This window comes from Sulfitobacter geojensis, assembly GCF_000622325.1.
Classification (GTDB): domain Bacteria; phylum Pseudomonadota; class Alphaproteobacteria; order Rhodobacterales; family Rhodobacteraceae; genus Sulfitobacter; species Sulfitobacter geojensis.
The window spans coordinates 171,855-193,669 of the sequence record NZ_JASE01000002.1 but is presented as its reverse complement, the minus strand read 5'-3'; the positions used below and the strand labels follow the sequence as shown (position 1 = coordinate 193,669).

Annotated in this window: 21 protein-coding genes and 1 pseudogene; 16 read left to right on the top strand and 6 right to left on the bottom strand. The window is 57.4% G+C overall.

Annotated elements, in window-relative coordinates; genetic code table 11:
- Positions 1-408 (bottom strand): DUF3237 domain-containing protein (locus Z947_RS0101335; protein ID WP_025042510.1); only part of this gene is annotated, 408 nt, incomplete at its 3' end.
- An 81-nt stretch (positions 409-489) separates the two neighbouring features.
- Here Z947_RS0101335 and Z947_RS0101330 point away from each other — a divergent pair.
- Genes Z947_RS0101330 through Z947_RS0101315 form a run of 4 tightly spaced genes read left to right on the top strand, consistent with a single transcriptional unit; the run spans position 490 to position 4,822 of the window.
- On the top strand, positions 490-963 hold the full coding sequence (locus Z947_RS0101330) for a MarR family winged helix-turn-helix transcriptional regulator (RefSeq protein WP_025042509.1): 474 nt from the start codon (positions 490-492) through the stop codon (positions 961-963).
- Entirely contained in the window at positions 960-1,733 is a 774-nt protein-coding gene (locus Z947_RS0101325) for an SDR family NAD(P)-dependent oxidoreductase (protein ID WP_037938453.1), read from the top strand. The genes Z947_RS0101330 and Z947_RS0101325 overlap by 4 nt, the downstream gene beginning before the upstream one ends.
- Position 1,734: 1 nt before the next feature.
- Positions 1,735-3,507 (top strand): feruloyl-CoA synthase, encoded by a 1,773-nt coding sequence (locus tag Z947_RS0101320; RefSeq protein ID WP_025042507.1) that lies wholly within the window; start codon positions 1,735-1,737, stop codon positions 3,505-3,507.
- Positions 3,508-3,535: 28 nt separating this feature from the next.
- Complete coding sequence (locus Z947_RS0101315) at positions 3,536-4,822, top strand: flavin-dependent oxidoreductase (RefSeq protein WP_025042506.1); 1,287 nt, start codon at positions 3,536-3,538, stop codon at positions 4,820-4,822.
- Positions 4,823-4,880: 58 nt separating this feature from the next.
- On the opposite strand, the gene Z947_RS0101310 is transcribed toward Z947_RS0101315, so the two are convergent.
- From Z947_RS0101310 to Z947_RS0101295, 4 genes are all read right to left on the bottom strand, one after another.
- Positions 4,881-6,209 (bottom strand): TRAP transporter large permease, encoded by a 1,329-nt coding sequence (locus Z947_RS0101310; protein ID WP_025042505.1) that lies wholly within the window; start codon positions 6,207-6,209, stop codon positions 4,881-4,883.
- Positions 6,206-6,739 (bottom strand): TRAP transporter small permease, encoded by a 534-nt coding sequence (locus tag Z947_RS0101305; protein WP_025042504.1) that lies wholly within the window; start codon positions 6,737-6,739, stop codon positions 6,206-6,208. Before Z947_RS0101305 ends, Z947_RS0101310 begins: the two co-directional genes overlap by 4 nt.
- Before the next feature lie 28 nt (positions 6,740-6,767).
- Positions 6,768-7,805 (bottom strand): TRAP transporter substrate-binding protein, encoded by a 1,038-nt coding sequence (locus Z947_RS0101300; protein WP_025042503.1) that lies wholly within the window; start codon positions 7,803-7,805, stop codon positions 6,768-6,770.
- A 62-nt stretch (positions 7,806-7,867) separates the two neighbouring features.
- The gene (locus tag Z947_RS0101295; RefSeq protein WP_025042502.1) at positions 7,868-8,650 is read right to left on the bottom strand and encodes a crotonase/enoyl-CoA hydratase family protein; all 783 of its coding nucleotides are present in this window, start codon (positions 8,648-8,650) and stop codon (positions 7,868-7,870) included.
- Between the two features lie 78 nt (positions 8,651-8,728).
- Between Z947_RS0101295 and Z947_RS0101290 the strand changes: the two genes are divergently transcribed.
- Positions 8,729-9,619 (top strand): amidohydrolase family protein, encoded by an 891-nt coding sequence (locus tag Z947_RS0101290; RefSeq protein WP_025042501.1) that lies wholly within the window; start codon positions 8,729-8,731, stop codon positions 9,617-9,619.
- A complete protein-coding gene (locus tag Z947_RS0101285) occupies positions 9,612-10,790 on the top strand; it encodes a cytochrome P450 (RefSeq protein ID WP_025042500.1) in 1,179 nt (392 codons plus the stop codon). Before Z947_RS0101290 ends, Z947_RS0101285 begins: the two co-directional genes overlap by 8 nt.
- Before the next feature lie 785 nt (positions 10,791-11,575).
- On the opposite strand, the gene Z947_RS0101280 is transcribed toward Z947_RS0101285, so the two are convergent.
- Complete coding sequence (locus tag Z947_RS0101280) at positions 11,576-12,568, bottom strand: LacI family DNA-binding transcriptional regulator (protein ID WP_240477493.1); 993 nt, start codon at positions 12,566-12,568, stop codon at positions 11,576-11,578.
- Between the two features lie 300 nt (positions 12,569-12,868).
- Here Z947_RS0101280 and Z947_RS0101275 point away from each other — a divergent pair, with 300 nt between their 5' ends.
- The 10 genes and pseudogenes from Z947_RS0101275 to fba all read left to right on the top strand — a co-directional run bounded on the left by Z947_RS0101275 (position 12,869) and on the right by fba (position 21,775).
- Complete coding sequence (locus Z947_RS0101275; protein ID WP_025042498.1) at positions 12,869-13,903, top strand: TRAP transporter substrate-binding protein; 1,035 nt, start codon at positions 12,869-12,871, stop codon at positions 13,901-13,903.
- 81 nt (positions 13,904-13,984) lie between these two features.
- Positions 13,985-14,548 (top strand): annotated as a pseudogene (locus Z947_RS22310) (TRAP transporter small permease subunit); the annotation flags it as partial.
- Between the two features lie 174 nt (positions 14,549-14,722).
- On the top strand, positions 14,723-16,000 hold the full coding sequence (locus tag Z947_RS22305; protein WP_240477494.1) for a TRAP transporter large permease: 1,278 nt from the start codon (positions 14,723-14,725) through the stop codon (positions 15,998-16,000).
- Position 16,001: 1 nt separating this feature from the next.
- A complete protein-coding gene (gene ltnD / locus Z947_RS0101265) occupies positions 16,002-16,919 on the top strand; it encodes an L-threonate dehydrogenase (protein ID WP_025042496.1) in 918 nt (305 codons plus the stop codon).
- Positions 16,916-18,187, top strand: coding sequence for a 3-oxo-tetronate kinase (gene otnK / locus Z947_RS0101260; protein WP_025042495.1), 1,272 nt, complete (start codon positions 16,916-16,918; stop codon positions 18,185-18,187). The genes ltnD and otnK overlap by 4 nt, the downstream gene beginning before the upstream one ends.
- Positions 18,184-18,834 (top strand): 3-oxo-tetronate 4-phosphate decarboxylase, encoded by a 651-nt coding sequence (gene otnC / locus Z947_RS0101255; protein WP_025042494.1) that lies wholly within the window; start codon positions 18,184-18,186, stop codon positions 18,832-18,834. The genes otnK and otnC overlap by 4 nt, the downstream gene beginning before the upstream one ends.
- Complete coding sequence (locus Z947_RS0101250) at positions 18,831-19,589, top strand: hydroxypyruvate isomerase family protein (RefSeq protein ID WP_025042493.1); 759 nt, start codon at positions 18,831-18,833, stop codon at positions 19,587-19,589. Before otnC ends, Z947_RS0101250 begins: the two co-directional genes overlap by 4 nt.
- Positions 19,590-19,633: 44 nt before the next feature.
- Complete coding sequence (locus Z947_RS22300) at positions 19,634-19,948, top strand: FIG domain-containing protein (protein ID WP_240477492.1); 315 nt, start codon at positions 19,634-19,636, stop codon at positions 19,946-19,948.
- Positions 19,854-20,642 carry a class 1 fructose-bisphosphatase gene (locus Z947_RS20685; RefSeq protein ID WP_240477491.1) on the top strand — a complete coding sequence of 263 codons (789 nt, stop codon included), beginning with the start codon at positions 19,854-19,856 and terminating at the stop codon, positions 20,640-20,642. The genes Z947_RS22300 and Z947_RS20685 overlap by 95 nt, the downstream gene beginning before the upstream one ends.
- A 65-nt stretch (positions 20,643-20,707) precedes the next feature.
- Complete coding sequence (gene fba, locus Z947_RS0101240) at positions 20,708-21,775, top strand: class II fructose-bisphosphate aldolase (protein WP_025042492.1); 1,068 nt, start codon at positions 20,708-20,710, stop codon at positions 21,773-21,775.
- Positions 21,776-21,815 lie beyond the last annotated feature (40 nt).

Below are 21,815 nucleotides of genomic sequence, written 5' to 3'. Positions count from 1 at the left end.
GACGAACAGCGTCCGGTTCACCCAGTCATAACGCTCATCGCCCGTCTCCAGCCGTGCGTGGGTGCGCATGTAATAGGCAGCCGGATCAACCTTTTCGCCGCGCGCGACAGCAGCAAGCACCTCTTCTAGCCCATGACGAAACCCGTAATTGATAATCTCGATGACAGCTCCGTCATCGGTCTCCATCGCGTATCGTGTATCAAGTTCGGCCAGTCCTCCCTCGAAGATGGTTTGCCAATCGGCGCCAAGATTCAGAATGCGCCCTGACAAACGCGCGCCCGTCACCTTGCCGCCCACGATTGGAACAATCCGCCGATGCCCTGCACGGCCCGCGCCCATCTCGCGGATCGGGTCCAGTTCAACTTGCAGCGTGCAAACCTCGTCCAATTTTGGTGTCGGCAGGTCCATCACAAAGCCTTTCATAGGAATAACTGTTTACCAATGTAACAAGTTAGGCCTATTGTGACTATGTCTAATTGGAGGCTGGTTATGGCCAAGCACACGCCACGGATTGTTGCCAACAACGATCTCAAAACACCTGATCTGGAAGAGCTCGTCGGCTATAATCTCAAGCGCGCATATATCGTCGTCAAAGAGGATTTCCGCGAGGCAATGGGCAAGGACGGTCTCTCTGCGCGTGTGTTTTCCGCACTCTCCCTGACCCACGATCACCCCAATATCACGCAGAGTGAGTTGGCGCGGATAATGGGGATTGAACGATCAGGTCTTGTCGCAATTGTAGACGAGTTGGAGGCGAAGGGCTGTCTATCACGCGTGCAAGTGCCAACTGACCGGCGTGTGCAGGCGTTGGTCCCCACCGAAGCGGGACGTCAGCTTTATCGTGAGACAATCGAGGCCGTGCGCGCGCATGAAGACTGTCTTTTTAGCAACATGACCGAAGCCGAGAAACAGCAGCTTTTGTCCCTGTTGAAAAAGATCCGCCGCAGAGGAGCGCTAAAATGAGCTTGCAGAATTGGGCCGGATACACGGCAATCGTAACGGGCGGCGCGTCTGGACTTGGCGCTGCGACAGCGGAACGCTTGGCTGCGGACGGGCTCAATGTCGCCCTGTTTGATCTCAATGAAGAGGCAGGCCGCGCGCAGGCCGCCAGGATTGACGGGCGGTTCGTCAAAGTTGATGTCTCCGACCCCGCTTCTGTCGCAGAGGGCATCGCAGATGTTCGGGACACGCTCGGATCGTTGCGTATTCTGATCAATTGCGCCGGAATCGGCGGCGCGGCCAAGACAGTTTCGCGCGGGGCCCCGCACGATCCGGGACTGTTCGAAAAGACCATGAGGGTTAATCTGATGGGCAATTTCAATTGCGCCAGTCAAGCGGCTGCACAAATCTGCGCGGCAGAGCCGATCGCACCTGATGGCGCGCGCGGCGTTATTGTGAACACCGCTTCGGTGGCGGCTTTTGACGGACAGATTGGCCAGCTTGCCTATTCCGCCTCAAAGGGCGGCATTGTCGGGATGACCTTGCCCATGGCGCGTGACTTGGCTGACAAGGGCGTGCGCGTCTGCACGATCGCGCCGAGCCTGTTTCTAACGCCACTTCTTGATGAGCTGCCTCAAGAGGTGCAGGCCTCGCTTGGCGCGCAGGTGCCATTTCCATCAAGGCTTGGCGATCCGGCTGAATATGCCGCAATGGTAAGTCACATCACCCAGAACTCCATGCTCAATGGTGAAACCATCCGCTTGGACGGTGCCATACGCATGGGGCCCCGTTGATATGAGCGCGCTGAATCCAAGCGATTTCTGGTCGCCAACCTTTGACATCACCACCCGCGACGACGGCACGATCTTGATGGAGCAAATCAAAGCTCTGCCGGAGCATTTGCCGACTTTGGCGGATTATCTCGACAAATGGGCTGACGCCACGCCGGATCAGCCCTGGCTCGCACGGCGCGATGATCAGGGGGACTGGCGCAAGATCACCTACGGGGAGGCGCGCACCGCTGCGCGCCAGATCGGGTCACACCTGCTGGAGATGGGGCTGGGGCCAGACAGGCCGCTCTTGATCCTGTCAGGCAATTCTTTGGAGCATGGTCTTCTTGGGCTTGCCTGTTTTTACGTTGGCATTCCCTATGCCCCCGTCAGCCCCGCCTATTCGCTGGTCTCGAAAGATCACGGCAAGCTTAAGGACATCGCAGCGCTGCTGAAACCGGGCGCTGTCTATGCCGAGGATAGTGACCAGTTTGCGCCGGCAATTGCGTCGATCTCTTCGCTGCAGATGGGCGTGATCGCACTGCGTGGGGCATCGGCCGTGAGGTTTGGTGACCTGTTGCAAGGTGACGGGTCGGCGGCAGAGCGCGCGCGCGCGCATGTGTCTTCAGACACGGTCGTCAAATATCTGTTCACCTCCGGTTCGACCGGCTCCCCCAAGGCCGTGATCAACACCAACGGCATGATCTGCGCAAATCAGGCGATGGTGCGCGATTGCTATCGCTTCTTAGAAAAGCGCCCTCCCGTCGTGCTGGATTGGGCGCCTTGGAACCACACCGCTGCTGGCAACAAGGTTTCCTACCTCGTCCTGACCAATGGCGGCACTTACTATATCGATGAAGGCAAACCCGCCCCCGGTGCCTTTGACGAAACTCTCCGAAATCTGCGCGATGTTGCCTGCACGTGGTATTTTAACGTTCCGGTCGGATGGGATATACTGATTGAAGAACTCGAAGCGGACGGGGCGCTTGCGAAGATATTCTTCAGCCAACTGGGCATGATGTTTTATGCAGGCGCAGGGATGCCACAACGTACGTGGGACAGGTTGCGCGCGATTGGTCGCAAGACGACAGGGCGGGAGGTTCTGCTTGCAACTAGTCTTGGCGCGACGGAGACAGCGCCTTTTGCATTGGCTTGCACGGATGTGCAGGACTTCTCCGGGAACGTCGGGGTGCCCTCCGCAGGGCTGTCCATGAAACTTGTACCGAACGGCGGAAAGCTTGAGGTGCGCCTGAAAGGGCCAAGCATCACAGCGGGCTATTATGGCGATCCCCAAAAAACCGCCGAAGCCTTTGACGGGGAAGGATACTATTGCATGGGCGATGCCCTGCGCCCTGCTGATCCGGCGGATTTCACGAAGGGCTTCTTTTTTGACGGGCGCGTTGCTGAAAATTTCAAGCTGAACACGGGCACATGGGTCGCTGTTGGCGCGGTGCGTGCAGTGCTCGTCGATGCCATGGACGGGCTTGTGCGCGATGCTGTGATCACCGGCGAGAACGAAGCCGAGCTTGGCGCGCTCTTGCTGCTCTCGGAGGGCGCCAAGCAGATGGACGCAGATCAACTGCATACCGCCTTGCGCGACAAGCTGCGCCGCGCCGCCGAGCGAGCCACAGGATCGGCCACCTGCGTGCGGCGCGCCTTGATCCTGCGCGATGAGCCCAGCTTTGACAAAGGCGAGGTCACTGAGAAAGGCTCGCTCAATCAACGTGCCATGCGTGCCAACAACGCGAACAAGATTGCTGAGCTGTATGACGGCAATCCCGAGACACTGACCGTTTAAGTTAATCCAAGACATGAGGAATAGGCCGATGCCTGATCAGACCGTACTTATCGCAGGGGGTGGCATTGGCGGGCTGGCGCTGGCTTTGACGCTTGATCAGATCGGTGTGCGCGCCATCGTTTTCGAGGCGGTCGAACAGCTTCGCCCGCTTGGCGTTGGGATCAACCTTCAGCCGAACGGTGTGCGCGAGCTTCTCGACATGGGGTTTAGCACCGATGAGTTGGATCAGGTTGGCGTTCCTGCAAAGGAATGGGCGCTGGTCGGGCTGAACGGCAAGGACATCTATGCCGAAGCGCGCGGATTGGACGCCGGTTACGCATGGCCCCAATACGCGGCCCATCGCGGCCAGCTTCACATGGCACTTTACCAAAAACTGATCGCCCGCGCTGGCGCCGATACAGTGCAATTGGGCACGCGCGTTGTGGGCTATCAGAACAATGCAGATGGCGGTGTCACTGCGACTATTGAAACGGCGGACGGCAGACAGACGACGCAAAGCGGAGCCCTTTTGATTGGCGCGGACGGCATTCATTCAGCAATCCGCGCGCAGATGCACCCGGCCCAACCCCCGATCCATTGGGGCGGCGCGATCATGTGGCGTGGCACGACACGGGCCAAACCGATCCGGACTGGCTCATCATTCATAGGGCTGGGCACCCACAAACAACGCATGGTGATATATCCGATCTCACCCACTGATACAGACGGGCTGGCCTGGATCAATTGGATTGCCGAAGTCACCTACGACGATCCAGCTGTTCGCGAAAGCAGTTGGTTCAAGCCGACCAGTGTCGGTACGTTCATCCATCATTTTGAAGACTGGAACTGGGATTGGCTGGATGTGCCCACGCTGTTGCGCGGGGCAGAGACGGCCTTTGAAAACCCGATGATCGACCGTGACCCCATCCCTACTTGGCAAGACGGCAATGTCGCCTTACTCGGCGATGCCGCGCACGCGATGTATCCGACCGGGTCCAACGGCGCGACGCAAGCCATTGTGGACGGGCGCGTTCTGGGGGCAAAGATGCTGGAGCATGGGCTGAGCGGCGATGCCCTTGCGGCCTATGACAATGAGCTGTGCGGCCCGGTTTCAGAACTGGTCTTGCGGAACAGAGGCGCCGGGCCGTTCGGGTTGCTCAATATCGTCGACGAACGCTGCGGCGGAATGTTCGACGACATTGATGACGTGATCCCGCAGGCGGAGCGCGCCGAGTTTATGGCTGGTTATAAGTCGGCGGCAGGCTTCGCCATGGAAACCCTGAACGCCGCGCCGCCCATTATCGAAAAAAGCCGCAAAGTTGGCTCATCTGGGTAAAGCCCGTTTCCAAGACCGACAGATAGGGGGCCTGCGCTTTCTCATGACGGCAACACGGCTAAAGTGCGTCGATGACCCAAACCAGCCAGAGCGTGATCGCCGGGAAAGACGCCAATATCACGACCCGGACGATGTCGGTGATCACGAAGGGCAGCGCCCCTTTGTAGGTTTCGCTGATGGGTGTGGTCTTGGACATCCCGTTAATGATGAAGAGATTCATCCCCACGGGCGGTGTGATCAATCCGACCTCCACGACGATGAGAACAAGGATGCCGAACCAGAGGCCAAAGTCGTTCACACTCAGACCGAAATCAAGCACGGACATGATCGGGAAAATGATCGGCACGGTCAAAAGAACCATCGACAAGCTGTCCATGACGCAGCCGAACAGAAGATACATGATGAGAACGATTGTCAGCACAAACCACGGCGAGAAGCCTTGTGTGCCAACCCATGCGGAGGCTTCTTGCGGCAATTGCGTGAGCGACAGGAAGTTGTTGTAAATGCCCGCGCCCAAAATGATCAGAAAGATCATCGCCGAGGCACTGGCCGTGGACAGGATGGATTCCGTCAATCGGGGCCACGACATTTCGCCGCTTGCCAGTGCGGCGATGAATGTACCTGCCGCGCCGACGGCTGCAGCCTCCGTTGGGGTGAAAATCCCGGCGTAGATGCCGCCAACGACAGCCACGAAAATTACGATAACTGGCCAGATCTTTCCCAGCATGACCAGACGTTGCCCCCATGGCACACGCGGACTCAACTGGGCTGCATTGGGCCGTACGCGCACCCAGATGGAAATCGCGATCATGTAACCGATGGCGGCCAAAATGCCGGGGATAAACGCCGCGACGAAGAGTTTGGCGATGTTCTGCTCCGCAAGGATTGCGTAGATCACGAGGATAACAGAGGGCGGGATCAGAATGCCAAGGGTGCCGCCCGCCGCCAGCGCACCGGTAGACAGGCTGTCTGGATATCCGTAGCGTTTCATTTCAGGCAGGGCGACTTGCCCCATGGTGGCCGCTGTTGCCAGGGACGATCCGCAGATCGCACCAAATCCAGCGCAAGCGCCGATGGCGGACATGGCCACACCACCTTTGCGGTGACCCAGAAAGCTCTCTGCGGCCTTGAACAGTGATGTGGACATGCCTGACTGCGTGGCGAACTGACCCATCAGCAAGAACAGTGGGATGATCGAAAACGAATAGTTGGAAAAGGTACCGTAAGTAAGCGTCTTGAGCTGGTTGAGCGTCATCATGGGCGTGCCGATCACCAGATACGTGCCACCAACGCCAACGCCGATCATGGCAAGCGCAATGGGTGCGCGCAGGAAAACAAGGATCAACAGTACCGGCAGGGACCAGATCGCCAGTTCGATGTTGGTCATGGCTGAATCCCTTTGGGATTGTCTGCATACCCGGCCAATCGACGCCCAGACCGCAGGGTGCAAAAGACGGAGACGATGACAAAGCCCACCGCGCCGATAAGGCCCGCGGCATATCCCTGCCAGACAGGGATCTGCGCAATCAGCGTCGTTTCACCGTAGGAAAGCTTGTCCTGCATACCAAGGTAGAGCCGATAGGTTCCAACCGCCGCCGCAAAGGCCATGCCAGCATTGAAAGCCAAGTCAAGAAACTGATCGGCCTTACGCGGCATTGCAAACTGGAACAGATCAACGCGCGCATGGGCTTCCCTATACTGCGCCCAGGGCAGAAAGGCGAAGATAGCAGCGGCCATACCGATCTCAGTCATGTCATAGATGCCGCGAATGGGACCAAGCCCAATATCAAAGGGCACAAAGACACGCCCGATGATCGATACGCAAGTCAGCAACGTAATGCCCAACAGAACCAAGCCACCAGCCAGAGCCAGAACCCGCGCAAGCGCATACGCTAGTCTGTCGAGGGTGTGATACATCGTTTGATTGCCCAAATACCTTCAGGAATTAACCGCCGTGCTTTTTGATCAGCGCTTTTGCCTGCTCGATCAAAGCTGCGCCATCGAGGCCCTTGCCGTCCATGTCGGCGATCCAGCGGTCAATCACAGGGCCCGCAGCCTCTTTCCAGCGAGCCACTTCGTCCGCGTCGAGCTCAACAATGGTGTTGCCAGCTTTTTCTGCAATGGCACGCGCGGGTGCATCCATGTCCCACATCACCTGAGTGGCGAACTTGGACAGTTTTGCGCCTGACTCCGCATCAATGATCGCTTTGAGATCATCGGGCAGCGCCTCATATTTGGCCTTGTTCATCACCAGAACGATTGTCGCCGCATAAAGCGCCTCTTCGCCGGAGAATTCCGTGTGGTTTGTCACCAGCTCCGACAGGCGGATCGCAGGGGTCACTTCCCATGGAATAACCGTGCCTTTGACAACGCCCTTGGACAGCGCCTCGGGAATTGCGGGCAGTGGCATGCCAACAGGTTCTGCGCCCAGCTCCGACAGCATATCGTTGATGATACGCGTCGGGCCACGTACCGTCAGACCTTTCATATCCTCAAGACTGTTTACGCCGTCCTTGGAGTGAACAACACCGGGGCCATGCACCCAAGCGCCCAGAACCTTGACATCCTTATACTCATTGCTTTGCCAGTCCGTCTCGACCATCTCCCAATAGGCGGACGCTGTGGCGACAGGGTTGGTCATCATGAAGGGCAGCTCGAAGACTTCCGTGCGGGGGAAGCGTCCCGGGGTGTATCCAACGACCGTCATGGACAGGTCAACAACGCCGTCGCGCGCCTGATCCATCAACTCCGGCGGACGGCCACCCAATGACATGGCATCGAAATGCTGGATCGCAATTCGACCGCCAGAGGCCTCTTCCACCGCAGTCGCCCAGGGCTTGAGGATCTTGGCAGGCACCGTCGCAGGAGGCGGCAGGAACTGGTGCAAGCGCAGAGTGACCTCTTGCGCATGGGCCGAGCCGCCCAGAGCTGCCGCGGTTACCAGTCCGGCAATCGCTGTTTTGATAAGGCTACGTTTTTTCATGTCTTCTCCTCCCAGTGAGACAAAGGTGATGCAGTGTCGGTTTTTCCGCTCATCTGCCTTGGTTATCTGAATTTCGGCGGCCGTTTCTCCAAGAATGCCCGCAACCCTTCTTTTGCGCCGTCGGACGTCTGAGACATCGCGGCCGCAAGGCTTTCCGTGAAGAACCCCTCAGCGCGGGGCATATCCTGAATACGCGAGATGGCCTGCATCATCAGGTAGTTCGAGAAGGGCGCATTATCCGCGATCTTGCGCGCAAGTTTTTTCGCAAGATCGTAACCTTCGCCAGCCTCGACAGAATAGTGGCACAGCCCGAGCGCTAGGCCTTCTTCTGCACCGTAGTTGCGCCCCGTCAGCATCATCTCCCGCATCCGGTCTGCGCCGAGCAAACGGCCGACACGCACGGTAGCACCGCCGCCTACGAATATCCCGCGCCGCCCTTCGGGCAGCTGGAACCGCACATCCGGCTCAGCAATACGAACATGGGTCGAGGCTGCGATTTCAAGCCCGCCGCCAATTACAGCGCCGGTCAGGACCGAGACGACTGGCAATCCGCCAAGCTCGATGGCATCGGACACACGATGCCAATTGCGCGAATGATAGACACCTTCAATCGGGTCGCGGTGCTCGTGCTCCGCCAGATCAAGACCTGAACAGAAATGCCCGCCTTCCCCGCGCAGGATCACGGCGTTCACACTCTCTGGTGGATTGGCAAAAAAGGCGTCAAGCTCAGCAACAAGCTGGTCGTTCATGGCGTTCCGCTTCTCGGGGCGATCAAAGATGAGGGTCGCGATGTCACCGTCAATCTCGACACGCGTCACGTTCCGCTTGCCCAAGCTGTCCACCATTCATCTTCCTCCCTGCCTTCAATTTTGTTGTATAGGTTAACGGTTCTACTGTATAGCATTTTAAACAGGAGGCCCATCATGGTTGATTTCAGCGCGGTCAAAGCGATCGATTTTCACACGCATGCAGAAGAACCCTGCAACCACGGCCGCGATGACGGTTACAACGAATTTCAGGCCGGTATGGCCAAATACTTCAAGAACCCGGCGGGCGCGGATGGAATGTTGCCGACGGTTCAGGATACCGCCGCCTACTATCGCGAGCGCAACATCGCCGCCGTTATCTTCCCTGTCGATGCAGAGCGCGAGACAGGCTTTCGCCGCTATTCCAACGAAGAGGTTGCTGGCATCTGCGCCGAAAACGATGATATCCTGATCCCCTTCGCCTCCATCGATCCGCACAAGGGCAAGGCAGGCGCGCGCGAGGTCAAGCGGCTGGTCCGGGACTTCGGTGTGCGCGGTTTCAAGTTTCACCCCACGATGCAGGGGTTTTTCCCCAATGACCGCGAGGCGTGCTACACAGTGTTGGAGGCCTGCGCGGAAGAAGGTGTGATCACGCTCTTTCACACTGGCCAGACCGGCGTTGGCTCAGGCATGCGGGGCGGCATGGGGATGCGACTGAAGTATTCCAACCCAATGTATCTCGATGATGTGGCGGTCGATTTTCCCGACATGCCGATCATCCTCGCCCATCCCAGTTTTCCCTGGACGGAAGAAGGGCTGGCCGTCTGCCAGCACAAACCGAATGTCTACTATGACATGAGCGGCTGGAGCCCCAAGTACTTTCCCGAAACCTTCATTCGTTACGCCAATTCAATCCTGAAAAAGAAAATGCTGTTCGGCTCTGACTGGCCGGCGATTACACCCGACCGATGGCTTGCCGATTTCGAAAAGGCACCGTTCAAGGATGAGGTGCGGCCGCTTATCTTGAAACAGAACGCACTGCGGTTGTTGGGGGAAAGCGATGACTGAACTTGCCCCGGTGGACGAATCCATCACGCTTGATGCACTCGACCGCGATCCCTTCCCTATCTATCGCCGCCTGCGCGCCGAAGCACCGGTCGTTCGGGTCAAAGCCGCCGGACGCACGTTGCTGACCAAAGCGGCCGACACGAAGTACGTCAAAGACAACCCCGAGCTTTTCAGTTCCGACGACCCCAACACGCCGATGAAACGCGCCTTCTGGGCGCATACGTTGATGCGCAAGGATGGAGCCGAGCATCTGCGTGAGCGTATGGCCATGGCGCCCGCCTTTGCGCCGAAGGTCATCCGTGACGAATGGGTGCCTCAATATCAAAAGATCGCAGGAGACTACGTTGCACGCTTGCCGCGCGGTGAGGTGGTTGATCTGTTTCCCGCGCTGTCGGGCCCTTACTGCGCGCGCGGTCTCGCGATCCTGCTGGGGATTGAAAAGGCCTCAGACGACGAAATGCAACGCTGGAGTCAGGCCTTGATCGACGGTGCAGGAAATTTCGGCTGGCGCGATGAACCTTTCGAGCGCGCGGATCGCGCGAATGAAGAGATGCATGCGCTGTTTGACAGGCTGCAAGACCGGCACCGGGCAGAGCCGAATAATTCGGCGCTTTCGGTCATGCTGAATGCAGATAATCCGATTGAGGAAAAGCAGATCTACGCTAACATCAAGATCGCCATCGGTGGCGGCATCAACGAGCCGCGCGATGCCTTGAATACGATCGTCGTGGGGCTGCTGAGCAATCCCGACCAGTTCGAACAGGTCAAACGGGATGGCGACTGGGACAAAGCCTTTGAGGAAGGCGTACGCTGGGTCGCGCCAATCTCTGCTTCATCCCGACTTGCGACACAAGACACGGAGATCAGAGGCTGCGTTATTCCAAAGGGCGAAACGGTGATGACTATTCAGGCCAGCGCCAATCGCGATGAGGATGTCGTTGAGGACGGCGAGGTCTTCAACGTCTACCGTGACAAGGTTCCGCATCAATCCTTCGGGAACGGCCCGCATTTTTGCCAGGGCACTCATGTGGCGCGCCGTGCGGTCGCGCAAGTCATGCTGCCCCTGCTCTTCGACCGTTTCCCAAACATGTCCCTACCTGATCCAGACGCTGTGATTTGGCGCGGTTTCGGGTTTCGCGGACCTATTCAACTACCCGTATTGCTGAACTGACCCCGCATACTTTTGGTAACCCCTAAGATGAAACATGCCTATGGACTCTCCTCCGTAGAACAGATGGCATGAAATCAGCGTATTATCGGGGGTTTGAATGACTGGTATGGTGACTTCGGTTACAACGCAGCGGCGAGCATGCCGCATCCGCGAAGCGATGCTGCGAATGCAATAGCCGCGTGAGCAAAAGGAAGCTCCGTCCCGCATCTTGTACATTCGACGCCTGATCTATGCTGCGACATCCACGAATGGCGGGTTGAACCGCTGCGCGGCAGCACGAAATTTTTCCCTCATGCTGCATTTTTCACGCTGCGAGCGCACGCAGCAGAAAACCACAACGGCCGAGTCGGGCTCAGTCTGACACCTTCGCCGCATGGTCCATGAACGGCTGTTCTGCGAGGGAGTGCCGTTCGCTGCACCGCACACCAACTGGAAAGACGCGGACAAAGCCGACCTTGGGTTCTAGGCCTTCGCTGACGCAGTATCCCTTCGCGCGTGCGGCGTACTTGTTGCTGCGGTGCAGTGCATGTCACTCGACCGGTCGTTCACAGATATCGGATTTTCCCGTTCCGATACCGTGCTCTCGCGGCTGCTCATTCCGATCATCCAGATGCGGACTATGCGACTCAGTTCTGCCGCGGAAATACACCCAAACCGATCGTATGATGGAGCTCAGATCGGTCGAAACGATTTTGATCTCGCGCAACGGGTCATCTCGGCCTCCAAGTCGAGAGGCATTTCTGAAAGTTTGCGAGCAGAGCTATCAAAGTCGTAGCCGGTCAAGGTCAGTCGGGCTTGTCATTGGTCACAGCCAGTTCGCCAAGCGATATTTCTGGCTTCAGGATGTGCAGTTTTTCCATTTCGGCAGCAGAGTGTTCCAAAGTCTCAAGGATCGTCCGTGCGGCTTGCTCGCCAATCTGTTTGCGCGCTGTCCGCGAAGTTGCGATCTTGCCGGGAAACCCTTCGATGAGACCCAAACCGTTGAAACCCGCTAGCGCGACATCACCTGGAACGTCGATGCCTTCGGCAATGCAGTGACATAGGCCGCCAAACGCAAGATCATCGTTTGAAAAGTAGATGCAATCAAGATCGGGCTGTCGTTTCAGAAGGTCTGCAGTCAAACGGCGGCCGCAATCGACAGCTGAAAGCGCAGTCACATCGACCAGCAAATCCGATCCATCAATAATGCCGGCAAAGGCGAGTCCATGTTTGCGCAGTGCGCTGTGGAAACCTTGTTTCCGTTTCGCGGCCCTAAGGTCCTTGTCGAGGTTTCGCCCCACGTAGCCGAAGCGCCGTAACCCTGTCTCAAACAGGGCGACAGCAATGTCATGGCCGGCCTCGCTATGCGAAAACCCGACACAGGCGTCGACAGGATGGCCGTCGATATCCATGATTTGTACAACCGGAACGCCTGCGTCTTTCAGCAGCTGGCGGGTTTCGGGCGGTTGGTCAATCCCGGTCACGATCAACCCAGCAGGGCGCCATGACAGCATGTTCCGCAAGGTTTCGTATTCTGTTTCGGGGTCATAGTCGGTTACCCCGAAAACCGGCTGCAGCAAGGTGCCCTTCAGCGCGTCGGTCACCCCGGACATGACTTGCGGGAAAACGATGTTTGACAGGCTGGGCACCACGACGCCGATCAGGTCGGTGTGTTTGCTTGAGAGGGAGGAGGCGAACTGATTCCCGTAGTAGCCGATCTCGCGTGCGGCCTGTTTGACCCGCTCAATGTTCGCCTGCGAGACGTCTTTGTCGCCACGAAGCGCGCGCGACGCTGTCATTTTACTGACACCGGCAGCGGCAGCGACATCGGCTAAAGTTTTCCTGCTTTTAATAGACTTGCCTCCATTTTGCCTGTCGCTTGGTGGCCCATCACCAGCAAGAACCAAGCCTTTGTTCACGCATCTGTATCGCAAAGTCGACATCGAAGTATTGACAGCTTAGGGCAAATTGGGCACTGGTATCAATACCGGTATCGGTACCGGTTGCGATACCGGTGAGTAATCCGGGCATTGCCGTGGTTTCGGAGGAGGCCACGATCAACTGAAAACTAGCGCTATTTCGGCGCTGTGGGAGGAACCATGACACACTACACTTTCAAGTCGCTCGTCCTGAGTGGCATCGTTGCCGCATCAACGCTTTCAGCGAGCACGGCGCTGGCGCAAGATTATCAATGGACGTTCCAGACCTCCGCACAGGCCGGGGACAACTTTTTTCCGATTGAGGAAGCTTGGGCCGATCGCGTCAATGAACTGTCCGACGGCCGCATCGAAATCACCGTTGTGCCAGTGGGAACCGTGGTGGCCCACAATGAAACGCTCGACGCCGTAGGTGCGGGCATTCTGCAGGGCCACATCACGGACCCGTCATATTTCTCGGGTAAGGATCCGGCTTTTGCCATGTTGGGCAATCTTGTCGGTGCATGGTCCGCACCCGAGCAGATGTTCGACTACATGGAAAACGGCGGCGGTAAGGAGCTCTTTAACGAGCTGGTAAACCCCTATGGTCTGCAATTCCTTGGAGCATCGGCAACGGGCGTTGAGGCTTTCCTGTCGACAGTTCCGATCCATGGTGTTGACGATCTTGAAGGTATCAAGATGCGCGCACCGGAAGGCATGGTTCAGGAAGTCTTTGCCGCTGCGGGCGCATCGCCGGTGAACCTGCCCGGCTCCGAGGTTTACACATCGCTGGAAAAAGGCGTCATAGACGCTGCGGATTATACCGTATTCTCGACCAACCATGCGCAAGGCATGCATGAGTTCGCCAAATATCCGCTTTACCCCGGCTTTCACTCGATGCCTGTGATCGAGGTGTCGATCAACAAGGAGATCTATGACGGCTTGCCCGAGGATTTTCAGGCCCTCCTGAACGAGTCTGTTTCCGTCTTTGCGCGCGATATGGTCAGCCAGCTGGACGAGCAGAACGAAATCGCTGTTGCAGAAGCAATGACCGACCCCAACATCACCGTGATCAACTGGTCTGACGAAGAGCGTGCGCGGTTCCGTGGCATCGCAAAGTCGCAGTGGGCAAATTGGGCAGAGCGTTCCGAGATGGCTGGAAAAGCCTACGAGAGCGTCACGACATACCTCACCGAGGCCGGCCTTCTGGCCGAGTAACGCTCAGCATTTGCAATGTAGCGAAGGGGCCGGTTCTGGCCCCTTCGCCCGTATTTATTGCTCAAGTTCCGGGAGGGGACCATGGCACAACATGAACCGGCGATAACGGAAGCCGAAGTCAACGCGCAACTTGAAGCGCTCAAAAAGGTCCATGAAGAAGACAGTGCGGGCCCCCAGAATGCTCTGGATCGCGGCATTGTCACGGTGGGAACAGTCTTTAGTTTCCTGTTTGCTATTGCGACATTGATTTCACTCTATGAGATCGTCGCACGCTATTTCTTTAATGCCCCCACGATTTGGGCCCACGAAACAGTTATTGCGCTGATCGCGGCGTGCTATCTGTACGGTGGGATGCAGTGTCTGGCGGCAGACAAACATATCCGTATCGGGTTGATCTATTTCGGCACAAGTGGCGGAACGCGGAGACTGTTGGATGTCGTAAACGGCCTACTTGCGCTGTTTTTCGCAGTCGCAATTGCCTACGCGGCCTACACGATGGTCGAAAAGTCGTGGTGGACACCACAGGGCGACGTTCGCCTTGAACGCTCGGGCTCGGCTTGGAATCCAACTACGCCTGCCATTATCAAAATGATGCTTCTGATCACTGCAATCGTTTTGGCAATTCAGTCCGTTGGCCATATCTGGACCGCCTGGAAGGGCACCGGATATCGCCAAAGCGCCGGTGAAACACCCAGCAAATGGGCGATCATTGGCATCGGTGCTGTTTTCGCGATCCTCGCAATTGGCGGCTATTTGTTGTTTTCCGAAGGTCGGAACCTCGGTATCCAAACAGGTTCACTGTTGCTTGTCGGTTCAATCATGGTGCTGATCCTGACGGGTATCCCGTTGGCCTTTGTCACCGGCCTGATTGCGATCCTGTTCACGATCGCTTGGTTCGGAACATCCGGCGTGCCCTTGGTATCAAGCCGGATCTATTCCTTCGTCAATGAATACGTCCTCGTGGCGATACCGATGTTCGTTTTGATGGCGTCTTTGTTGGACCGTTCAGGCATGGCGCGGGATCTTTACGATGCGATGCGCCTTGTCGCTGGTCGCATCAAGGGCGGTGTTGCTGTTCAAACACTGGTTGCAGCCGTGTTCCTTGCATCGATTTCCGGCATTATTGGTGGCGAGATCGTTCTTCTGGGTCTGATCGCGCTGCCGCAGATGCTGCGGCTTGGCTATAACCGCGCGCTGGCCATTGGCACGGTTTGTGCGGGTGGCTCGCTTGGCACGATGATCCCGCCGTCGATTGTTCTGATCGTTTACGGGCTTACCGCCAGCGTTTCCATCGGTGACCTGTTTCTTGCAACAGTGACACCGGGCCTGATGCTGGCTTCGTTCTACATCATCTACATTCTTATCCGCTGTTACGCGAACCCCGAGATGGGCCCGCCAATTTCGAACGAGGAGCTTAACATCCCAATGGCCGAGAAATTGCGCAAGATGAGGGGTGTGATCCTGCCGGTTGGCGTGGCGGTGACTGTGTTGGGTTCGATCTACGGTGGCATCGCCTCTGTTACTGAAGCCGCCGCTATGGGGGTTGTCGGTGTTTTCCTTTCGGCAGCTGTTCGGGGCGAGGTGACTTGGGTTCTCATCCGCGACAGCCTGAAACAGACGCTTGAGACCTGTGGTATGATCATCTGGATCGGCCTTGGCGCGGCGGCTTTGGTTGGGGTCTATAACCTGATGGGCGGCAACCGGTTCATCGAAAGCACCATCCTTGATAGTGGGGCGTCACCGATTGTGATCGTGCTGATCATGATGGGTATTCTCGTGGTCCTCGGCCTGTTTATGGATTGGATCGGCATCGCATTGCTAACCATGCCGATCTTCGTGCCGATCATCATCAAGCTTGGCATGGACCCGGTATGGTTCGGCATTCTTTTTGCGATGAACATGCAGGTCAGCTACCTTTCTCCGCCTTTTGGTCCTGCTGCCTTCTACCTGAAGTCTGTTGCGCCTAAAGACATGAGCTTGTCAGAAATATTCCGCGCACTCATCCCCTTTATCTGCATTCAGGTCGTCGCACTTGCTATCGTCCTGTTCTTCCCTGACGTCGCCCTGTGGCTGCCGAACTGGATAAAAGGAGACTAAAATGACCATCGACACCAAGAACTCTAGAAATGTTGCGATCATCGGCCTTGGCTCGATGGGCTATGGTATGGCCGCTTCAGCACTGCGTGGTGGGCACAAGGTCTGGGGCGTTGATATCAACCCGGACCAGATCGCCAAGTTCAAAGCCGAGGGGGGGCAAGATGCTCCTCTTGCTGAGGTCGCCGAAAGGCTGGATGCCATTGCGGTGGTGGTATTGAACGCGGCCCAAACCGAAAGCGTTCTATTCGGAAAAAACAGCATCGTTGCGAAACTGAAACCTGGCGCCGTTGTGTTGGCCTGCGCGACCGTCCCTCCAGCTTTCGCCAAAAAAATGGCTGTAAGGTGCGGTGAACACGGCGTGCACTATCTTGATGCGCCGATTTCCGGGGGGTCGATCAAAGCCGCCAGCGGTCAACTTTCGATCATGGCTTCCGGCTCCCCGCAGGCATTCTCTGCCGCGCGCCCGCTGCTGAGTAGCATCGCCGAAACGGTTTTCGAGCTTGGAGACGAAGTTGGGGCTGGCAGCGCGATGAAAGCTGTGAACCAGCTTTTGGCTGGCGTCCATATCGCCACCATGGCCGAGGCTCTCACCTTTGGCATGACCCAAGGCGTGGCTCCTGAGAAGTTTGTTGAAGTTATCAGTAAATGCGCAGGAACCAGTTGGATGCTGGAGAACCGCGCGCCCCATATCGTGGCGGGGGACTACACGCCGCATAGTTCGGTCAACATCTGGCCCAAGGACCTTGGCATCGTGCTCGATATCGCAAAATCAGCACAGTTCAGCGCACCCATTACTGCGGCGGCGCTACAGCAATTCGTTGCAGCTGCTGGGATGGGACATGGGCAAGAAGACGACGCAGCAGTCGCCAAAGTATATGCCCGCAATGCTGGATTGACCCTACCGGGAGAAAAGACATGACCACCGTTCTAGGCTGTATCGCCGATGATTTCACAGGCGCGACCGATCTCGCGGGCTTGCTTGCACGAAGTGGTGTACGCGTCTCCCTACGCATCAGCGTTCCCGACACCCCGCCCTCTGAAACTGCTGCATTCGAAGTCATCGCACTAAAGTCTCGTACTGCACCGGTTGATGAGGCCATCGCCGAGACCCGAGCCGCGTTGAAGTGGTTGCAGGCAGCAGGGGCGCAAAGATTTTTCTGGAAATACTGCTCCACCTTCGACTCGACAGCGGAAGGCAACATTGGCCCCATCGCAGAGGCGCTGATGACCGACCTTGGCACTGACCAGACGATCTATTGCCCGGCTTTCCCCGAAAATGGGCGCGCCATCTTTATGGGCAATCTGTTTGTCGGACAGCAGCCCTTGGCAGAAAGCCCGATGAAGGATCACCCGCTAACCCCGATGCGTGACAGCAACCTGATGCGTCTTCTACAGCCGCAGGTCACCCGCCCGGTAGGTCTGGCCGACAGGTTGACAGTGGCGCAAGGATCCGACGCCCTTCGAAATGAACTCGAGCAGCTGAAAGCCAAAGGCGTGGCGCATGTGGTCGTTGATGCTGTTGCCAATTCGGATCTGGAGATAATCGCCGAAGCCTGCCGTGATATGCCGCTGATGACGGGCGGAAGTGCCGTAGCAATGCCTCTTCCCGCCCTCTATTTGGCGGATGGCACCTTGTCGGCAAACGCCCCTAAGGCCAAGGCGCCGCAGCTTGGGGTGGCAACGATTGTGCTGTCCGGCAGTTGCTCCGCCATGACGAACAAACAGGTGGCCGACTACACAAGCCGCGGCATTCCGGCGTTTCAGTTGGACCCGCTGGCTTTGGCCGAGAACGGCCCGCAAAAAGCGCTTGATTGGTTGTCCAAACAAGAACTTGACAAGGCTCCGATCATCTATGCAACAGCCAACCCGCAAAGCGTTCGCGCAGCGCAGGAAAAACTGGGAGTGGCCGGTGCCGGAGAGATTGTAGAGGCTACCCTTTCAGCCTGTGCTGTTGCCGCACGAGATAAAGGGGCGCGCCGGGTCATCGTTGCGGGCGGTGAGACGTCGGGGGCCGTAACCAAGGCGCTTGGAGTGACCCAACTTGATATCGGCGCGGAAATCGCACCGGGTGTCCCTTGGACCTATTGCCAGTCGGGCGGGCATCAGATTGCCCTGACTCTCAAGTCCGGCAATTTCGGGACAGAAACCTTCTTTACCGATGCCCAAGAAAAGCTGGATGCAGTATGATAAGCGAAGCAAAGCTGCGCGAGCAAATCTGCCTGCTGGCCAAGTCGATGTTTAATCGCGGCCTGACCGGTGGCAGCACCGGCAACATTTCTGCCCGAACAGAAGACGGCGGGCTTCTGGTCTCCCCTACCGGGACAAGCTTCGGCAGGCTCGATCCTGGTAGACTCAGCCGATTTGACGCGACGGGAAACCACATCGACGGCGACAAGCCGACGAAGGAAATGCCGCTTCACACTGCATTCTACGACACACGCAGCACGGCAGGCGCAGTGGTGCACTTACATTCCTGTCACTCGGTCGCGCTGTCGCTTATGCCGGACGCCGATGAAGACAATCTTTTGCCCCCGTTAACGCCTTACGGAATCATGAAGCTGGGGAAGGTCAAGTTGCTGCCGTTCTTCTTGCCCGGTGATCCGGCAATGGGGGAGGCTGTGCGTGGGCTTGCCGGTAAGCGTAGTGCGGTCATACTGGCCAATCACGGGCCGGTTGTTGCGGGCAAGGATATCGAAGCCGCCTGCAATGCCATCGAAGAACTCGAAGACACCGCGCGACTGGCCATGCTCACGCGTGGCATGAACCCGCGGATGCTGACTCAGGCGCAGCAGCAGGCCTTGATCACAAAATTCGATGTGGAGTGGGACGTATGAAATTTTCTGCGAACTTGGGGTTTCTGTGGGCGGACCGGCCTTTGCCTGACGCGATCCATGCGGCCAAAGCCGCAGGGTTTGATGCCGTGGAGTGCCATTGGCCTTATGACGTGCCCGCCGGGGATGTGAAGGTGGCCCTGCAAGAAACCGGCCTACGCATGTTGGGGCTCAACACCCGGCGCGGGGATGTCGCCGGCGGCGAGAACGGATTGTCCGCGTTGCCCGGACGCGAGGAAGACGCACGCGCCGCCATTGATGAGGCTATTGCCTATGCGGTCGCGATCAACACGCCCAATATCCACGTCATGGCCGGGTTTGCGGAGGGCCGCGATGCCCATGAGACCTTCGTCGAAAACCTGCGCTACGCTTGCGAAAAGGCGGCCCCCTACGGGATCACGATCCTGATCGAGCCGTTGAATAGATATGACGCGCCGGGCTATTTCCTGACCACGACCGATCAAGCGCTGGCCGTGATCGTCGACGTCGGGGTCTCGAACCTGAAACTCATGTTTGATTGCTACCACGTGCAGCTGATGGAGGGTGACCTGACCCACCGGATCGAAACGCTCCTGCCCTCAATTGGTCATATCCAGTTCGCCTCAGTCCCCGATCGGGGGGCCCCGGACCACGGTGAGGTCAACTATACCCACATCTTCAGCACCATCGCACGGCTGCGATATGACGCGCCCCTGGGAGCCGAATACAAGCCCGGCGGTGACACGGATGCGACGCTGAGTTGGATGAACGACACCTGACACTTGGGCGTCTGTGCTGCCCCTTCAAAGAAAAGGCCTGTGCCATGAGCGCTGATCAAATCACCCTTCGCGAATTTCTGTTGTCCCAACGAAGTCAGCGCAAACTGGACAAGGATCTGATCTTCCTTCTCGAAGACATTGCGACTTCTTGTCGGATCATCTCTCACCAAATTCGCGGCGGAGCGTTCGCTGGCAGGCTGGGAGCTACGACGTCGACCAATGTTCTGGGGGAGACGCAAAAGCAGCTCGATGTGATCGCCAACGATGTCTTTGTCCGACACTGTTCGAATTGCGGGCGCGTTGCTGCGCTGGTTTCGGAAGAGGTCGACGAGGTTTACTTGGCTGAAAGACAAGCCTGAAGCCGGGGATTACCTCGTTTATTTCGACCCGCTTGATGGGTCTTCAAACCTCGATGTTAACCTTTCCGTCGGATCCATCTTTTCGATCTCGCAACTGCCCACAGCTATTGATGCCACTGACGACCGGTCCGTGCTGCGCGTGGGCGCTGAGCAGATCGGTGCCGGTTATTCGGTCTATGGCCCTTCGACCGCTCTCGTCATCACGACCGGCAATGGCGTGCATGGTTTTACGCATCAACAGGGCACCGGTGAATTCCGCTTGACCTTCCCCGATATGACGATCCCCAAGGCCACGGGCGAATTTGCAAGCAACGCCTCTCGTTACACACTCTGGGATCAACCGGTGAAGCGCTATTTTGACGAATGCATCCGAGGCAAAGACGGCCCACGTGAAAAGACCTTCAACATGCGCTGGACTGCTTCGATGGTTGCTGAAGTCCACCGGATCCTGATCCGCGGTGGCGTGTTCCTCTATCCGCGTGACGCGGGCAATAACGCTGACGGCGGCGAGCTACGCTTGATGTACAAGGCCAACCCGATGGCGTTGATTGTCGAACAGGCAGCTGGTTCCGCGTCTACGGGTACCGAACGCATTCTGGATGTGCAACCAAACTCGCATCATCAACGTGTTCCCGTGATCCTTGGCTCGAAAGAGGAAGTAGCCGTTCTGGAGCGATATCACCGCGAGAGCTAAACACAGTCCCCTGAGCCGCTATCTTCAATTTTCCTGGTGCATTGCGCCACAATGGAGCGCTTGAAATGCCACTGATTTCCCTTCGCCAACTTCTTGATCACGCCGCCGAGCATGACTACGGCCTCCCGGCGTTTAACGTCAATAATATGGAACAGATGCTAGCCATCATGAAAGCGGCCGACAAAGCGAACAGCCCAGTCATCATGCAGGCCAGCCGTGGGGCGCGGGCATTCGCCAACGACATCGTTCTCGCACACCTTATTCGTGCAGCGATTGAGATGTATCCGCATTTGCCGATCTGCATGCACCAGGACCATGGAAATTCTCCGCAAACTTGCCTTTCGGCACTTGTGAACGGCTTTTCCTCGGTCATGATGGACGGGTCCTTGACTGAGGATGGCACCACGCCTTCGGACTTCGAATACAACGCGAACGTTACAGCAAAGGTCAGCGAAATGGCCCACCTTGTCGGTGCTTCGGTAGAGGGCGAGATCGGGCATCTCGGCTCTCTGGAAACCGGCAGGGGTGAGGCGGAAGACGGTCATGGATTTGATGGGGAATTGAGTCGGGACCAGCTCGTGACGGATGCAGATGAAGCTGCGGAATTTGTTCGGCGCACCGAGGTCGACGCCCTCGCCATCGCCATCGGAAGCAGCCACGGAGCCTACAAGTTCACTCGCAAACCGGACGGCGATATCCTCGCCATGGACGCGCTCAAGTCGATCCACGCCAAACTGCCGGACACGCACCTTGTGATGCACGGCTCCTCCTCTGTTCCGCAAGAACTGCAGGACATCATCAACGAACATGGCGGTGAAATCGCCCCAACTTGGGGCGTGCCCTTGGAAGAGATAGAGCTGGGCATCAAGTATGGGGTGCGCAAGGTGAACATCGACACCGACCTGCGCATGGCCCTCACCGGTGCGATCCGTACGGTGTTTGCCGAGGACAAGGGGCAATTCAATCCCCGCAAGTATTTAGCACCGGGTGTGGACGCTATGTCGGCGGTCTGTTTCGACCGGTTTGAGCGGTTTGGTTGCGCCGGAATGGCGTCAAAAATCTCGTCCATTCCGCTTTCGGACATGGCCCAACGATACCAATCCGGAAGCATGAAACCCTACTTAGGTCGCTGAGACCTCACCCTTTCGTCTTGATCTCCAATGCCTCCTTCGG

What these genes read in the sequence shown, in the direction of transcription:
- Z947_RS20685 (WP_240477491.1), top strand. Translation starts at nt 19,854, where the DNA reads ATGTCTTTGTCCGACACTGTTCGAATTGCGGGCGCGTTGCTGCGCTGG.
- Z947_RS22305 (WP_240477494.1), top strand. Translation starts at nt 14,723, where the DNA reads ATGGTGCTGATCCTGACGGGTATCCCGTTGGCCTTTGTCACCGGCCTG.
- Z947_RS22300 (WP_240477492.1), top strand. Translation starts at nt 19,634, where the DNA reads ATGAGCGCTGATCAAATCACCCTTCGCGAATTTCTGTTGTCCCAACGA.
- Z947_RS0101250 (WP_025042493.1), top strand. Translation starts at nt 18,831, where the DNA reads ATGAAATTTTCTGCGAACTTGGGGTTTCTGTGGGCGGACCGGCCTTTG.
- Z947_RS0101285 (WP_025042500.1), top strand. Translation starts at nt 9,612, where the DNA reads ATGACTGAACTTGCCCCGGTGGACGAATCCATCACGCTTGATGCACTC.
- Z947_RS0101280 (WP_240477493.1), bottom strand. Translation starts at nt 12,568, where the DNA reads ATGACAGCGTCGCGCGCGCTTCGTGGCGACAAAGACGTCTCGCAGGCG.
- Z947_RS0101320 (WP_025042507.1), top strand. Translation starts at nt 1,735, where the DNA reads ATGAGCGCGCTGAATCCAAGCGATTTCTGGTCGCCAACCTTTGACATC.
- Z947_RS0101330 (WP_025042509.1), top strand. Translation starts at nt 490, where the DNA reads ATGGCCAAGCACACGCCACGGATTGTTGCCAACAACGATCTCAAAACA.
- Z947_RS0101315 (WP_025042506.1), top strand. Translation starts at nt 3,536, where the DNA reads ATGCCTGATCAGACCGTACTTATCGCAGGGGGTGGCATTGGCGGGCTG.
- Z947_RS0101275 (WP_025042498.1), top strand. Translation starts at nt 12,869, where the DNA reads ATGACACACTACACTTTCAAGTCGCTCGTCCTGAGTGGCATCGTTGCC.
- fba (WP_025042492.1), top strand. Translation starts at nt 20,708, where the DNA reads ATGCCACTGATTTCCCTTCGCCAACTTCTTGATCACGCCGCCGAGCAT.
- Z947_RS0101290 (WP_025042501.1), top strand. Translation starts at nt 8,729, where the DNA reads ATGGTTGATTTCAGCGCGGTCAAAGCGATCGATTTTCACACGCATGCA.
- Z947_RS0101310 (WP_025042505.1), bottom strand. Translation starts at nt 6,209, where the DNA reads ATGACCAACATCGAACTGGCGATCTGGTCCCTGCCGGTACTGTTGATC.
- Z947_RS0101325 (WP_037938453.1), top strand. Translation starts at nt 960, where the DNA reads ATGAGCTTGCAGAATTGGGCCGGATACACGGCAATCGTAACGGGCGGC.
- ltnD (WP_025042496.1), top strand. Translation starts at nt 16,002, where the DNA reads ATGACCATCGACACCAAGAACTCTAGAAATGTTGCGATCATCGGCCTT.
- Z947_RS0101305 (WP_025042504.1), bottom strand. Translation starts at nt 6,739, where the DNA reads ATGTATCACACCCTCGACAGACTAGCGTATGCGCTTGCGCGGGTTCTG.
- Z947_RS0101295 (WP_025042502.1), bottom strand. Translation starts at nt 8,650, where the DNA reads ATGGTGGACAGCTTGGGCAAGCGGAACGTGACGCGTGTCGAGATTGAC.
- Z947_RS0101300 (WP_025042503.1), bottom strand. Translation starts at nt 7,805, where the DNA reads ATGAAAAAACGTAGCCTTATCAAAACAGCGATTGCCGGACTGGTAACC.
- otnC (WP_025042494.1), top strand. Translation starts at nt 18,184, where the DNA reads ATGATAAGCGAAGCAAAGCTGCGCGAGCAAATCTGCCTGCTGGCCAAG.
- otnK (WP_025042495.1), top strand. Translation starts at nt 16,916, where the DNA reads ATGACCACCGTTCTAGGCTGTATCGCCGATGATTTCACAGGCGCGACC.